Annotated in this window: 14 protein-coding genes and 1 tRNA gene; 4 read left to right on the top strand and 11 right to left on the bottom strand. The window is 37.3% G+C overall.

Annotation, left to right across the window (positions count from 1 at the left end):
- Positions 1 to 16: 16 nt before the first annotated feature.
- On the bottom strand, positions 17 to 427 hold the full coding sequence (locus IPF37_05510) for a cupin domain-containing protein (protein QQR49851.1): 411 nt from the start codon (positions 425 to 427) through the stop codon (positions 17 to 19).
- Between the two features lie 43 nt (positions 428 to 470).
- A tRNA-Ser gene (locus tag IPF37_05505) sits at positions 471 to 562 on the bottom strand.
- Positions 563 to 768: 206 nt separating this feature from the next.
- On the opposite strand from IPF37_05505, the gene glmU reads away from it, so the two are divergent.
- The 3 genes from glmU to IPF37_05490 all read left to right on the top strand — a co-directional run bounded on the left by glmU (position 769) and on the right by IPF37_05490 (position 7,210).
- Positions 769 to 2,256 (top strand): bifunctional UDP-N-acetylglucosamine diphosphorylase/glucosamine-1-phosphate N-acetyltransferase GlmU, encoded by a 1,488-nt coding sequence (gene glmU, locus IPF37_05500; GenBank protein ID QQR48984.1) that lies wholly within the window; start codon positions 769 to 771, stop codon positions 2,254 to 2,256.
- The gene (sbcD, locus tag IPF37_05495) at positions 2,253 to 3,503 is read left to right on the top strand and encodes an exonuclease subunit SbcD (protein QQR48983.1); all 1,251 of its coding nucleotides are present in this window, start codon (positions 2,253 to 2,255) and stop codon (positions 3,501 to 3,503) included. The genes glmU and sbcD overlap by 4 nt, the downstream gene beginning before the upstream one ends.
- A gap of 134 nt (positions 3,504 to 3,637) precedes the next feature.
- Positions 3,638 to 7,210 carry a hypothetical protein gene (locus tag IPF37_05490; protein ID QQR48982.1) on the top strand — a complete coding sequence of 1,191 codons (3,573 nt, stop codon included), beginning with the start codon at positions 3,638 to 3,640 and terminating at the stop codon, positions 7,208 to 7,210.
- A gap of 141 nt (positions 7,211 to 7,351) precedes the next feature.
- On the opposite strand, the gene IPF37_05485 is transcribed toward IPF37_05490, so the two are convergent.
- Complete coding sequence (locus IPF37_05485) at positions 7,352 to 7,615, bottom strand: transcriptional regulator (protein QQR48981.1); 264 nt, start codon at positions 7,613 to 7,615, stop codon at positions 7,352 to 7,354.
- 9 nt (positions 7,616 to 7,624) lie between these two features.
- A complete protein-coding gene (locus IPF37_05480) occupies positions 7,625 to 8,275 on the bottom strand; it encodes a hypothetical protein (protein ID QQR48980.1) in 651 nt (216 codons plus the stop codon).
- Between the two features lie 221 nt (positions 8,276 to 8,496).
- Between IPF37_05480 and IPF37_05475 the strand changes: the two genes are divergently transcribed.
- Positions 8,497 to 9,264 (top strand): rRNA pseudouridine synthase, encoded by a 768-nt coding sequence (locus tag IPF37_05475; GenBank protein QQR48979.1) that lies wholly within the window; start codon positions 8,497 to 8,499, stop codon positions 9,262 to 9,264.
- A 362-nt stretch (positions 9,265 to 9,626) separates the two neighbouring features.
- Here IPF37_05475 and IPF37_05470 read toward each other — a convergent pair whose 3' ends face one another.
- From IPF37_05470 to IPF37_05440, 7 genes are all read right to left on the bottom strand, one after another.
- Positions 9,627 to 10,061 (bottom strand): hypothetical protein, encoded by a 435-nt coding sequence (locus IPF37_05470; GenBank protein ID QQR48978.1) that lies wholly within the window; start codon positions 10,059 to 10,061, stop codon positions 9,627 to 9,629.
- A gap of 10 nt (positions 10,062 to 10,071) precedes the next feature.
- Complete coding sequence (locus tag IPF37_05465; protein ID QQR48977.1) at positions 10,072 to 11,577, bottom strand: F0F1 ATP synthase subunit alpha; 1,506 nt, start codon at positions 11,575 to 11,577, stop codon at positions 10,072 to 10,074.
- Positions 11,571 to 12,131 carry an ATP synthase F1 subunit delta gene (gene atpH / locus IPF37_05460; GenBank protein QQR48976.1) on the bottom strand — a complete coding sequence of 187 codons (561 nt, stop codon included), beginning with the start codon at positions 12,129 to 12,131 and terminating at the stop codon, positions 11,571 to 11,573. Before atpH ends, IPF37_05465 begins: the two co-directional genes overlap by 7 nt.
- Positions 12,128 to 12,631, bottom strand: a complete 504-nt coding sequence (locus IPF37_05455) for a hypothetical protein (GenBank protein ID QQR48975.1) — start codon at positions 12,629 to 12,631, stop codon at positions 12,128 to 12,130. Before IPF37_05455 ends, atpH begins: the two co-directional genes overlap by 4 nt.
- The gene (locus tag IPF37_05450) at positions 12,615 to 12,839 is read right to left on the bottom strand and encodes a hypothetical protein (GenBank protein QQR48974.1); all 225 of its coding nucleotides are present in this window, start codon (positions 12,837 to 12,839) and stop codon (positions 12,615 to 12,617) included. The genes IPF37_05455 and IPF37_05450 overlap by 17 nt, the downstream gene beginning before the upstream one ends.
- Before the next feature lie 160 nt (positions 12,840 to 12,999).
- Positions 13,000 to 13,248, bottom strand: coding sequence for an ATP synthase F0 subunit C (gene atpE, locus IPF37_05445; GenBank protein QQR48973.1), 249 nt, complete (start codon positions 13,246 to 13,248; stop codon positions 13,000 to 13,002).
- 110 nt (positions 13,249 to 13,358) lie between these two features.
- Complete coding sequence (locus tag IPF37_05440) at positions 13,359 to 14,135, bottom strand: deoxynucleoside kinase (GenBank protein ID QQR48972.1); 777 nt, start codon at positions 14,133 to 14,135, stop codon at positions 13,359 to 13,361.
- Positions 14,136 to 14,403: the final 268 nt, after the last annotated feature.

The following is a 14,403-nucleotide window of genomic DNA, read 5'->3' as shown; positions in this document are numbered from 1 at the left end:
TCATCATAACAACACACTACAAGCAAATATCTTGCACATTAATAACACCGGCCAATTCAATACGATATGAATCATCTTCCATATGAAAAGTTGAAAACTCCATTACTTCTGAAGGTAGCAAAGCGGTGATGCGATGCCAAAGGCCTGGCACAATATGCTGCGTATCGCCCGGCTCCATAACACGATTAGTCTTTTTGTCACCATCAACAAGTTCGATATAAACTTTTCCTGAAAGAACATAAAACGTTTCTTCTTTAATTTTATGATAATGCAATGAGCAGCGACCTCCGGAATTGAACACCAATTTTTTACCGCAATATTTTGCATTATTGACAATCCACTCTTCATGCCCCCAATCTTTAGAAGCAACATAAACAAGCTGATCGTATTTAATACCAAGAATAGAGCGTTGATCGAGATCTACCATGTCTTTATTCATTAAACTAACTCCAAAGAATCTCTTTTTTAAGTGGAGGAGAGAATGGGATTCGAACCCATGATTCCGGGTTAACGGAATAACTGCTTTCGAGGCAGCCGCTTTCGACCACTCAGCCATCTCTCCGCTCCATATAAACGCGCGCGTAGTATCAAAGAAAATAAAAAAATTAAAAAATAATTTGCTTTATAGGTATTTTAGCATATATCTTTACAAAAAGCTTTTCAAGATAACTAAGTTTAAAGCACCCTTTAAAAGAAGTAAATTCATTTTGATAAAAACAGCAACAAAAAAAATTCACCACAATAATGCTTAATTAAGAGGAGCGTCTGATGGAGAACACACGAATAAATTGGAATGCAAGAGCTATCGTTTTAGCCGCAGGCCAAGCAAGCCGTTTTAAAACAAAAAAAACGAAACTTTTATTCAATATTTGCGGCCGTAGCATGATTTTGTATCCACTCAAAGTTCTAGAAGATTTAAATCTTCCCATGACCCTTGTTTTGGGCTATCAAGCCGAAGACGTTAGAAAAGAAATAGAAAAAGAAGGCGTAGCAAAAACACAATTTGTTATTCAACAAGAACAAAAAGGAACTGGTCACGCCGTTGCTTGTTCTGAAGAAACGTGGGACCAAGATGACATTCTTATTTTGTATGGCGACACACCACTTATTTCAAAAGAATTAATTAGAACATTACTTATTGAGCATCAAGAAAGCAAAGCCATCATATCTTTTTGCTCAACGCTCGTTTTGGATGCTAGCGGCTATGGTCGCGTAATTGGTTATAACGACGGAATCGTTAGAATTATCGAAGAAAAAGATTGCACCGAAGAACAACGCGCTCTTAATCGTATCAATGCTGGTATTTATGTTATGAAAAAAAGTTTTTTGAAAGAAAACATTCATCACATAAAACCAAGCCCAGTATCCGGAGAAATTTATTTTACTCATTTAATCAACATGGCAAGTGATCAAGGACTTCCTGTCCACGTAGTCAATGTTCCTTATGATAATGTCCGTGGCGTTAACACACTTCAAGAATTATGGTCAGTTGAACAAATTAAACGATCAGAATTCATTAAACACTGGATGCTACAAGGCGTACGCTTTGAATTGGCACAAAGTATTCACATTGATATCAATGTTGAAATTGGTGCTGGCTCATTTATTGGTACTGGCGTACATTTGTTGGGTAAAACAAAACTTGGTGAGGAAAACACCATTGGCGCATTTTCAATCATAGAAAACACAATAACGGAAGATAACGTTAGTATTCACTCGCACTCGGTAATTCAAGACAGCACCATTCACCACAACGCACACATTGGACCTTTTGCACGTTTAAGAAATAATGTTATTATTGGAGCACATGCCGAAATTGGCAACTTTGTTGAAATTAAGCAGACAACCATCGGCGAAAAAACTAAAATGAAGCATCTTTCATACCTTGGCAATGCAACCGTTGGTTCAGGTGTTAATATTGGCGCGGGCACCGTTTTATGCAATTATGACGGCGAACGAAAACATCCAACAACCATTGAAGATAATGCATTTATTGGCAGCAACAACACCTTGGTATCGCCAATCACCATCGGCAAAGATTCCTACACCGCAGCAGGATCTACCATTACCAAAGATGTCCCACAAGACAGCCTTGCTATTGGTCGCTCAAAACAAGTAAACAAAGAAGGATACGCAAAAAAAATACGCGAGAAATTACAAAAAAAAACATGTTTAAACAATGATCAAGAAGATAAAAAATCTTTAAACTTTCTTGGCGCCGTAAAAACAACGAACTCGGAACATAACGAACTATGATCACTATTTTTCACACCGCAGACGTACATTTTGGCGTTGAAAACTATGGCAAAATTGATGCAGCAACCGGCATTCACACACGCTTACTTGATTTTAAAAATGCGCTTGAAGAATGCGTTAATAAAGCGGTTGCAGAAAACATAGACCTCTTTTTGCTGTGTGGGGATGCGTATAAAACCGCATACCCCACCCCCACCCAACAAAAGCTTTTATGCAGTCTTTTGCTCAAACTGCATACAGCAAAAATTCCGGTTGCTATCGTGATTGGCAATCACGACCATCCACTCAGCTTTGGCAAAGCAAACGCATTGGACATTTTTGCTTATCTTCCACTCGATAGTTTTTATGTTTTTTCAAAACCTGAAGCAATAAAGATCACTACAAAAAATGGCCCCGTGCAAGTCGTTGGCATTCCATGGCCAACCCGCAACACACTGGTTGCCAACACCGAACATCGCTTCAAAAACAATGCTGAAATTGCCACTTGTTTGTCTGAAAAAGTTGGCCACATTATCAACTCACTAGCACAAACACTGAACCCCAATCTACCTGCAATTTTAGCGGGACACTTAACAGTAAGCAGCGGTATTTTTTCAGGTTCTGAAAAATGCGCTATCTTTGGTACCGATCCAATTTTTTTACCATCACAACTTGCCATCTCACCTTTTGATTATGTTGCTCTCGGTCATTTGCATCGTTATCAAAATCTTAACCCAAAAGGCTTCCCGCCGGTTGTCTATTCAGGCTCCATTGAACGCGTAGATTTTGGCGAGCGAAAAGAAGATAAAGGTTTTTGCCGCGTCACGATAGACAAAAAAGCGGCCGACAAAACCGAATGCAACGTAGATTTTGTACACGTCAACACACGACCAATGATCCAAATTGAAGTAAAACTGACAACACTAGGCAACCAAACAGAACAAATTTTAGACCAACTCAAGAAAAAAAATCTGACGAATGCTATCGTTAAAATTGTCTACCATGTCCCTGAAGCGAGTACTGACACCGTTGATGTTTTAGCACTACAGCGAGCATGCAGCAAAGCTATGTACCTGGTCGGCATTTTCCCCAAACACACGCTTGCCACTCGTGAACATCGGGCCCAACTTAAAGTAGATATGGACTTACCAACGATGCTGCGCAACTACTTTGATGAAAAAAAAGAAATTGCCGATAGAAAAGAGCTTTTAATTAAAAAAGCTCTTGAATTAAATGAAACCATACAAACCTCACCGACCCAAGAATAAATAACCCAAAATCATTACTCAGCCAATACAAAATTACCCATTTCGTGATTCGTTGCCCCATTATTTTAATTTCTGTTATGATATAACGAGGCAAAAGGGGGAATCAGAAAAGAAACTGATTTGGGGAGACTCTAATGAAGTTTGGGCGGTTATTAATAATTTCTTTTATCTCGACACTTGGCATGACATCGACGATCATGCCTGGCAATATTCATGATATCAAAGGCACGTGGAATATTCTTTCTCCAGAAAGCCGCATCAGACTATCTCCTACTTGCGGCGCTCTTGGCATAGAAATGGGCTACATAGAAAAACTGTATCACTTTAGCAATCAAGACGATGCTACTGTCCATTTGATAAAACAACTCTTTCACGCTTTTCCAGGAAGTATTGCTCCCTCACAATTTGGACTGGCAGCAAAATTCACCACAGCAACCATCGGCGCATTATTAAATACACTCGAAAAAACACACAAGAAAAGCAACGATGATCGTTTTACTGCAATTGTCCATACTGTAGTAACCGACCAATCACTTCAAAAGGCAGTCGGATCTGAAACTCTTTCTGAGGACTATCAAAAATATCAAGCAAGTGAGTCCTTAGACCATCAAATAATCGCCGACCTTAAAAACAAGGCGACCCACCATCTTAAAATAAGCTTCAAAGATGCAAAGAAAAAAACACTCCTCGAGTTATTAAAACTCTTAGAAAGTCTTCCAGAAGAAAGACTCAATGACGAGGTCAAAGAACTCATTACAAAATGCAAAGCATGGGAACAAATCGATACCACAAAAAAACAACTTTCAAAAGATTCCATAGCAATATTCAAATCAATCGAAACATTTGCTCATACGTTAATCGATGCGTGCGACGAATGCAATCCGGCAAAAAATGCCGATGAATCCTCAGCATCTTCGGCTTCTTCTTTACAATTGAAACAAAATTTAATCTATCGGCCCTACACCGCGCAGCACGCCTTATTAGCATGGGTTTATAAAACAATCAATAGCAAAAAAGACTTTGTACCTTTTTTTCAAAAAATACATGCGGATTTATTTACCGAACAAGTCGATTTTCTTGATGCAGAGTGGCTCAGTGAATGGGTAGACGATATTTTTCAAATAGATGACAATATCAACCTTCATACAAAATTTCTTAAAACATTTGCTCCAAAAACCTCTCAAGAAGTTATAGAACTATGCGATGACAACTATTTTGATGAACTTTTATTCATGGAAGTAAAATATCAATTATACGGACAAAATATACCGATACTTCCAAACAGTAGACAAATATTCTTTCGCTCACACAAGTTTTCAGACTGCTCAGAAATGTTACTACTCAATTTATGCAATATCATAACTTATGATAAAAAAACAGGAACATTTGGCAACCAACCTGAAAATCTAGTTATGCCAGACATGCTAAAAAATTTCTATGCAGAAGAAGATATCAATGGCATAAAGATAAACGCTCTCGAAAAAACAACGGGAGATTTAACCGTAAGACAATCATGGAGTAATCTTCTTCAAAACAAGCCATACATTATTTACCACAACGCATGGAACCCCAACAATTCTAATTATTACTATGAATTTCCAAAAGATAGCCCCGAAAAAATTGTTGGTTTCATTAAATTGCCCGATATAATAATCCCTGAAAACATACCAACAGGACAAAAAACATTAATTGCAAAAAACATGTCTACCAATCATGTATCAGCTAACTCTCCCTCGCACACCTTTAACTATGTGACTGTTAATAAAAATTCTTATTTACTCGTTGAAAATGACGAGTATGAACTTTTTGAAATCATGCCGTTCATAAGAAATATCATCATTATGATGGACAGAATTTGGCATTTACAACTATTTTTGGACAAAAAACAATCTATCCATAATTTTTTTCAATCATCATTTTTCAACTCAACATATTTTAAACAATTATGTGACAAATGCGACTTTGAAATAGATAAAAAAATTCTTCCTAACCTGGATTATGAACTCAAAGAATATTCCTTTTCTCTTAGCAAAAAATCATGTAGCGCTTTTTTTTATATAGCACTTGTACCTCCTCGGCATATTTATGCTCAACGCTCTCCCATGCCTAGTAGCTTATTAGACTACGCTCAACCACTACAAAAATACCTTAATCAAAATTTAGAAAAAATAAAAAATCCAATAGCACCACTTATTTTTGATCTCTACCGACCATCTAATTCCGAAGCTCAAACTATTTATAGGTTTTTTACTCAAAATCTATTTGAAGATGATGAAAAAACTGAAATCATAGAAGATATCATTGAATCAAAAAAAACAGAGCCAGAGCTCGCTTCGTTAGTAAATCAACTTATAAAAAATCTTAACGTTAAAGACAATCTAGAAGCACAATTAGCAATAGCTAAAAGCCTACATGACGGTATATATTTTATACGTAATAATCGTAATAACTTTCATACAAAAGAAGCACTTGCTCTCTTTGTAAATAAAATAATTGACCATCACAATACTTCTGTTTTATTAGAAATTTTCGATTATATTATCCCATTGCTACAAATACTCAATGACAACGATACCATCACAAAAATAGCCGATTGGTTCATACACAAAAGCACGCACGAAAACACAGAGCAAGCTCTTCCGGCTTTAAAATTGTTACTTGATTTGGTCATCAACGATAATCACGATTTTTTTTCCGCAGCAACCACAGCTGCAAATCATACCATTTTGAACGAAAATCATACACTCTACAACATCGCGACTAAAATAATAATAACACTCATAAATAAGGATTATGAACCAGCGCTACAAGTCGGAACTGCTTTAGCAGTTAAAAAAGAACAATCCAAAATTACTTTCATATTTTTAGAACTTCTGCTTAAAAAAGGTTATGCCCCAGCTTTGCAACCAATAACGGACATAGCTTCTCAATTGAGCAACAGTGATAATTACGAATCAAAAAAACTTGGCTTCCAATTTTTCAAAGCACTCATAGAAAAAAATTATATTCCTGCTCTTGATACCGCTACAACTACTGCCATTCAACAAAATTTTGATAAAAATCCTGAATATAAAAAATTTGGATCAATGCTTTTAAAAACACTTATTGAAAAAAATTACGAACCAGCGCTACAAGCAACTATCGATCTTGCCATTAAACTTTGCTCACGAGACAATACCGAAGATAAAGATTCTGGTTTATTTTTGTTAAATCTTCTCATCACAAAAAACTGTCGTTCCGCTTTTGAAATAACAACTCAAACAGCTTTCGAATTATCTTCAAATAATAATGAAACAATTGCTTTTGCTTGCTTAAATTTATTAGAAAAACTTGTCGAAAAAAAATATGCTAAAGCATTGAGACATGCCTACCAAGCAGCATCTAATAACTTACAAAAAGATGATTTCCTTAAATCTAAATCAATGACACTACTTAAAGCTCTTTGTGCACAGCACTATATCCCTGCTCTTAAAACTACCTTGCAACTGGCGATAAACAATAGCAATAAATCAATCGCAGAACAGCACTTATCACTCGAACTTTTCGACACACTATTTCAACAAGGATATGAACCTGCAATAAAAGCAGCTCTTCCCATAATCAAGGAAAAAAGCAACGGCCCGAACAAACGATTACAAGGCTTTGCATCTTTGCTCAAAAAAAATATCGACAAATACTATGACATACCCCCAGATTTTGAATTTTAATCAACCCACCAAAAGATTGTATCAAAAGTAAAAAAGCATATGCGGCCGATATTTAAAGAAATATTTGCCGCATATGCTTTTTATGAGCCAACAATTTTTGTAAGAAGATTTTCAAATCTTATTCTGCTGAAATTATCTTTTTTAAAACGGCGATATAATCAGAAAAAGCTTTCTGCCCTTTGAGCGTAAGGTAATACGTCGTTTGTGGCTTATTGGCAACAAATGTTTTTTCATTTCAACATACTCATGCTCTAAAAGTTCCCGCATATGCGTTGTCATATGACCATCAGAAAGATCAAACATTGTTTTAAGGCCGCTGTACGTACACGACCCAGACACCAACAAATATGCCATAATTCGTGTCCGAATGGGTTGATGGAGGACACGATCCAATACATCATGCATCGCCCATCCTTACGATTGAACTATGTTTTTTTGTACATACCAAAGAGCTGCACCCATGATAATAAAAGTACACCCTTGATAAGCAACAAGATACGCCCACAAATGATTGATGGAAAGTTGACTAATACAAATACCAATAATGCCAGCAACAATATTTGCCCAAGCTGCAACACTCACAATGCGCGACGTAAATTGACCAAACCAAACAAATAAAGTTCCAATTAAAATAAGAACGATCGGCGAAATGATTTCAGTCTGTCCCACAAACGCTAACGCAGCAGACATAGCTACTGGAATGATGGGAAACAATTTGCCAACTTCAAACAATTGTTCTAGAAGAGCATTGCGCTCAGATTTTTGATGACGAAACAACCGTGGAATAAAACCAAAAACACACCAATAAAATATCGTTCTTAAAACAAAAATAAGCGCAGGCGCTGCCGTTGTAACACCAAAAATAAATGGATCAATCGTCGTATTTAAAAACCATTCTGCCAGTGGAATAAGCGCCACGCCGGTTCCCATCACCATCATCTTAGGTCCCGAAATTGCTACCTTGAGATTGCCTTTAATCACTCCGTAGATATCATTTATTTGACGCAACGCTGCTTGTTTATCGATTGAAAAAGCCGCTTGTTCGTTACTTATCTGCCGGTTCATAAAATACCCTTTCTTTGAAAAAATTAACCCAAAAGCCAGTAAAATAAGGTAGAAGATCATCCCTTTCTAAATGTTTAAAAAAATAGTACTATTAAAACAATAGTTAATTAAGCGCTAAAAGTCAACCACCAACGAAACCTTATTTAACTCATATGGCTGAAAAACTGGGAAACATTAGCCAAAAGACCATTCTTGGAGTATTCTTGATGGTGAGGATACTTATGGAAACAAACCAAAAAATACAATTAACCAAATACTTGGCCCACTGTGGGCTTTCATCGCGTCGAAAAGTGACCGATTTGATCAATGAAGGGCTTATCGCCATCAACGGGGCTATTGTTAAAAACCCCAGCGAACGCATAGACCCTACCGCTAGAATCACCTGCCAAGGCAAAGTTGTTCGACCTGAAAAGAAGATCTATATCCTTCTTAATAAACCCGAAGGATACGTCTCCTCGCTGTCAGACCCAAACAACGAGAGAACCGTTATGGAGTTGGTCAACTTGCCAGGCAAGCAACGCATTTACCCTGTCGGGCGCCTTGACCAAGATACGACCGGTGTCTTGATTATGACCAATGATGGTGATCTGGCTCAACAACTTGCTCATCCACGCTTTGCCAGAAAAAAAGTTTACCACGCCGTCATTGACCGCGCATTGCATGAACGCGATTTAGAAAAAATTAGAAACGGCATAACACTCCGTGATGGTAGAGTTAAGGCTGACCGTGCCTATTTTGTACAAGGAAAAGGCAGGCACCATATTGGTATTGAGTTGCATAGTGGTCGCTACCACATTATTCGCAGAATTTTTATGCATCTTGGTTATCACGTGGGCAAGCTTGACCGTGTTGCCTACTCTTCGCTTACTAAGCGCGGCGTAACTAAAGGTAACTGGCGCTATTTGACTCAAGAAGAAGTTGCCATGCTTCATGCACCAGAAACAGTGCACACACCAACAAAACGCAATTCAGATTCTCGTTCAAAATAAACTTTCTTGTAATTAAAAAAAAATAACCTACGAGGTAAAAAATCGTAGGTTATTTTTTAAGTAAACCACACTCATATTTTCTAAAGTATTCTCTCTCTATCTCTCACTCATTATATTTTATTTAATAAACAAAATGTTAATTTTAAAAAAAACAGATCGAGTAGAAAAGTTTTTTTCTTGACATAGAATTATCAGGCTGCTACCCTTTTGCAAGCATAAGTCAACAAGCTAAGATTGAATGATAATTCAGTAATATTTTTGTAAAAAAATCCCTAAATGAACAGTACTTTTGTATTGTTCGCCCCCCCAACCCTCCAGCTTGTCCTAAGTTGGAGGGAGTTTTTTTTAGACGCATTTTTTATTTATTCTTGAACAATGGTAACCTGACTCGCAGGCCCACGCTTTTGTTGATTATTTTTTTTAAAAACAGCACGCACAACGTATGCAGACTTATAAAAAATCGCGGCTTGATCAATATAACTACATGTTTCTAATGGCGCAGCGTTAAGTGGCGCGCGCGGAATAAAGCCTTGTTTATTTAAACGATAAACTTCATAACCAACCAACAGGCCAATCTCACTGGTCACAACAACTGGTTGCCATGAAATGAGGTGATGATCTCCAACGCACTCAACCTTGACACAATGCACCGAGGGAAAATTAAGCGTATTAATTTTTTCTTTTTTTTCAGTAGGGAAAGAAAAAATCGATCTATTTTTTTTTCCACAACTCGTAAAAAAAAACAAAGAAAAACATACTACAGAAACAATCAAAAAATGCATGCCAAAAATTATCATATGCTGTAAATTATTCAGAAAAAATTAATCCAAATTCTTCTGCAGCTTTTCGTAATTCAGCAGCATCATCGTCGGACAATTCTTTAGTCAACTGAATATGCTCATACAACGACTGACTAGTTCCGTGAACATAACTCACAAATTGTTGGGCAAACTGTTTGACATATTCTATCGTCAGTTTATCCAAAAAGCCTTCTTTCAAAAGAAACAAGAAAAGAACTTGATCAACAAATGAATAAGTTACATGCTCGTCCTGCTTTAATAACTCAGTCGCACGCCGACCACGGTCAAGAATGCGCCGACTTGCACGGTCAAGTTCTGAACCAAACTGCGCAAATGCCAACAACTCATTATATTGTGCCAAATCAAGTTTAAGCGTACCCGCTACTTTTTTAATAGCTTTTGTTTGCGCAGAACCACCAACGCGAGATACCGATAAGCCAACATTTACTGCTGGACGCATCCCACTATTAAACAAACTGGTATCAAGAAAAATTTGACCATCCGTTATTGAAATAAGATTGGTCGGAATATAAGCAGAAATATCATCACCCTGAGTTTGAATAATTGGCAACGCCGTCAACGACCCGCCACCTTGTTCTACAGAAAGCTGGCCTGCACGTTCAAGAAGACGTGAATGGATATAAAAAATATCCCCAGGATACGCTTCGCGCCCCGGCGGACGACGCAACAACAACGATAACTCACGATACGCAATCGCATGCGCGCTTAAATCGTCATAAACAATCAAAACGTCCTTGCCTTTACTCATAAAATATTCACCGATGGTGCAACCAGAATACGGCGCTAAAAATTGGTTTAACGCAGACTCTTTAGCGTCGGCATTCACCACAATGCAATATTCAAACGCGCCATGTTTTTCAAATTCATAAATAATTTTTGCCGTACTCGATTGTTTATTCCCAATCGAAACATAAATACAGATAACGTTATTACCCTTTTGATGCAAAATGGTATCAATAGCAATAGCCGTCTTGCCGGTTCCTCGGTTGCCAATAATCAGTTCTCGCTGACCACGGCCGATGGGAATTAAACTATCGGCAACCACAATACCTGTTTCCATCGACCGGTTTACGGGGCTGCGCTGGGCAATACCAGCAACCGCATGCTCAACTGGCATCTCTTTTTCTGCCTTTATTTCGCCATACGCATCAAGCGGCATGCCGCGAGCATTAATAACACGCCCAACAAGCGCTTCGCCTACAGGAATACAAAAAACAGAACCAGTACGGTAAGCAACTTCTCGCTCAATAACCATATTGCTGCTATCAAGCAAAACAACGGAAACGTAATCTTCATCCAAATCTAGAATGATTCCCTTGCCACCATTTTCAAATCGTATAAATTCGCCAAAAATAGCACTTGTCAGTCCATACACCTTACAAATACCATCACCAACTTTGATAACCGTCCCAATTTCTTCTAATTTTTCTTGCGGTTTATCACTTAATGATTTCTCAAGAATAGAAATTATATCCGTATCTCTTTCTACCATAGTCTCACTCGTCGAAGCACTGAACGTTTTACATTTTCTAAATGTTGCGTAACTGAACTTTCCCACAAAAGCGTTTCACCTTTTACTTTGATACCACACACTAATGCAACATCAACGAGAAAGGTAACCTCCACCTTTTTGACGTTGGGAATTTTTTCTAATGTTGTAATCACATCATGTTGTTCTTGATCTGTTAACTCATGGGATGTTGTTACTTCAAAGAGTAACATATTTTTACGGATGCGATACAACCGGATTACCTGACAGACAATATCGTAAATCATTTCAATGCGCCGATGTTTCAGCAACGGCTTAATTAAACGTACAATGGTTTTACAAATATTGAGGGTTTCTAAGATTTTTTTGAGCATCAGCTCTTTAACTTCATCACTAATCGTTGGGATGTCTAAATAAACACAAATATACTTATGTTTTTTAAAAAATGACTCTAATACTAGCAAGCTTTGATAACATCTATCATCAAGAAGATCTTGATACAAATTCATCAATGCTTCCGCATATTTTTTAGCAAGAGATTCACTTTTTACAATCATTGTGGGGTTGTGTTTATTGAGCCAAACTGTTCAATACATCTTTTAAGGCCATGCCGACCTTTATCATGAGCATACTTCTTAGTCAGCTCAATACGTGCAAGCTCTAATGCCTCTGGAATTGCCTGTTGCATTTCTTTTGACAACGTTAAGTACGTTGTTTGTTTTTTTCTTTTTTCAACAATCTGCTCGCGAATTTTTTCATACTCGAGCTCAAGAGCTTGTTGGTTTATAAGCTCACTTTCATGCCATAATTTAACTTTACGCTCAAGCAAAATAAACATTTTCTTTTGATGCGAAATAGTACGTTCAACGCGATTCATGGTCGATAAGACAAGCTTTTCTTTTTCAAAGAGCTCTGTTTCACGCTTTTGAAGAGCTTTAACATGGTCTTGCAAGAATGGCAAGAGATACGCTTTTATCAATACACAAACCTGATAAATCAGCAAAGAAAAAAGAGTAAATCTAAAAACGATTCCCCAAAACTCAGTCTCTATATGCATGAGAAACTTTCTTTACAAAAAATTCTTTGCTTACGTCTACGACATTTTTAATATCTGCGACATTTTTTTTATATAGTATCGGAACGAGTACCTCTGGATAACCATCCCCAGAAAAAACATATTCTCTTTTAAGATGTTGTTTGAAACTAACTAACGCATCAGCCTTTTGTGTAACTTTTTCTTTTAATTCAGCTTCATACTTTGCCAAAGAATTAAGCAAGCCTCTACGAACGAATGATCGCTTACGCAGCAAAGTAACCAAAGGCCGCAATAAAAAATGACTCAAAAAAGTGTACGTCAGCCAAAAATTTATAATCTGAACAAAAAGCGTCGCATTAATATTCATTGATCAGCATCCCACCCTGGGCTTATTTGCCAACATAAAATAAGAGGATGAGAGAAATAACTAATGCGTAAATCGCTGTTGATTCTACAAACGCCAAAGCAATAACCATCGTACGAAAAACAACGTTAGCACTTTCAGGCTTTTTACCGATGCTCTCACATGCTTTGCCGCCAATGAACCCTTGCCCAAGCGATGGCCCCAATGTACCGATTCCCATGCACAACCCTGCAGCTATGTACGCAGCTATTGGCACCCAATTTGTATCAGTCATATTAAATCCTTTGGCTTGAGATCTTCAGGTTAAACAATGTACTTTGTATAGTATGTAAAAAGAATAACTCTTTTGTCAAACATAAACAGGGAATTTTTATTTAAAAGAGCTTATTTCTCGCAAGAAGTCTGCTCTTTTACCTCTTGATTTTTCTCTTTATTTTCTTGTACTTCAAAGGTCGTTACCATTGCTGGCACCACCGTACCAATTTTTTCTATAAAATCTTGAACCGCTTGAATATGTTTTTGTTGTTGTTCAAGATCAGCTTCAAAGTCTTTATTACAATCAAGTGTTAATACCGGCACATTTTTTAGCCCCTCGATCACATCTTTCTTTTCAATCAGCCAATCTTCATGGCGTTGGTGCAGAGCCTGCAGGTAGGCCAATGGAATTTCTGTCTCTTCTGAACGATTACGCTTAGTCAAACGTTGATAACAAATTTCAGGACTTGCTTGCAAATAGACAAAACCACTTGGTCTCGTGGTATATTTTTCTACCAACCAGCCAAACCATTCTTTATAAATTTGCCATTCAAGCTCACTCATCAGGCCTGATTCAAAACAATTTTTGGCAAAACAATACCGATCGCAATAAACCGAGCGTTCAATAACATGCACTTTATCATCAGCCGAACGCTCTTCGTGCTCTTGCTGTGTTTGAACGCGACTAATAAACGCATATGATTGAAACGTATATGCCCAGCGCGGGGTATCGCTATAAAAAAGATCAAGCAAATTACCAGACGCACCCACATTTTGCCATTTATTCGTTGGCTCAAAAATAACATCAATATCAAGATTACGACGCAAAACATCTAAAAAGGTTGATTTCCCAGCGCCAATATTTCCCTCAAGTACTAGAATTAGTTTGTTTTTTTTGTGCGTCATTAGAAATCCTTAAAAATTTACCTGTGTTTCAACTTGAAATAAATGTTTTTACATTACAAAATGTGTCGTAGAATTTTAGCTCCTTATTACATGAAAATCTATAAAAAAAGAAAAAAGCCAACAAAATTAACCCCTAGGTTGGCAACTCTTGACAGTTTGATACTTTTTGGTTTATTGTCCGATATCGTGACAGCCGTCTCTTCGTTCCAAAGGATGGGTATATTGTTCTGCAAACTTTTATGCTATGATGACCAAAGTTGTGACTTTC

The sequence above is a fragment of the bacterium genome, from assembly GCA_016699045.1.
Classification (GTDB): domain Bacteria; phylum Babelota; class Babeliae; order Babelales; family RVW-14; genus AaIE-18.
The sequence above is the reverse complement of the archived record's forward strand: the minus strand, read 5'-3'. Positions and strand labels throughout refer to the sequence as shown.

Excerpts from the sequence above, each read along its gene's own strand:
- IPF37_05440 (QQR48972.1), bottom strand. The coding sequence starts at position 14,135 with ATGACGCACAAAAAAAACAAACTAATTCTAGTACTTGAGGGAAATATT.
- atpE (QQR48973.1), bottom strand. The coding sequence starts at position 13,248 with ATGACTGATACAAATTGGGTGCCAATAGCTGCGTACATAGCTGCAGGG.
- IPF37_05485 (QQR48981.1), bottom strand. The coding sequence starts at position 7,615 with ATGCATGATGTATTGGATCGTGTCCTCCATCAACCCATTCGGACACGA.
- IPF37_05470 (QQR48978.1), bottom strand. The coding sequence starts at position 10,061 with ATGATAATTTTTGGCATGCATTTTTTGATTGTTTCTGTAGTATGTTTT.
- IPF37_05475 (QQR48979.1), top strand. The coding sequence starts at position 8,497 with ATGGAAACAAACCAAAAAATACAATTAACCAAATACTTGGCCCACTGT.
- glmU (QQR48984.1), top strand. The coding sequence starts at position 769 with ATGGAGAACACACGAATAAATTGGAATGCAAGAGCTATCGTTTTAGCC.
- IPF37_05455 (QQR48975.1), bottom strand. The coding sequence starts at position 12,631 with ATGCATATAGAGACTGAGTTTTGGGGAATCGTTTTTAGATTTACTCTT.
- IPF37_05465 (QQR48977.1), bottom strand. The coding sequence starts at position 11,577 with ATGGTAGAAAGAGATACGGATATAATTTCTATTCTTGAGAAATCATTA.
- IPF37_05490 (QQR48982.1), top strand. The coding sequence starts at position 3,638 with ATGAAGTTTGGGCGGTTATTAATAATTTCTTTTATCTCGACACTTGGC.
- sbcD (QQR48983.1), top strand. The coding sequence starts at position 2,253 with ATGATCACTATTTTTCACACCGCAGACGTACATTTTGGCGTTGAAAAC.
- atpH (QQR48976.1), bottom strand. The coding sequence starts at position 12,131 with ATGATTGTAAAAAGTGAATCTCTTGCTAAAAAATATGCGGAAGCATTG.
- IPF37_05480 (QQR48980.1), bottom strand. The coding sequence starts at position 8,275 with ATGAACCGGCAGATAAGTAACGAACAAGCGGCTTTTTCAATCGATAAA.
- IPF37_05510 (QQR49851.1), bottom strand. The coding sequence starts at position 427 with ATGGTAGATCTCGATCAACGCTCTATTCTTGGTATTAAATACGATCAG.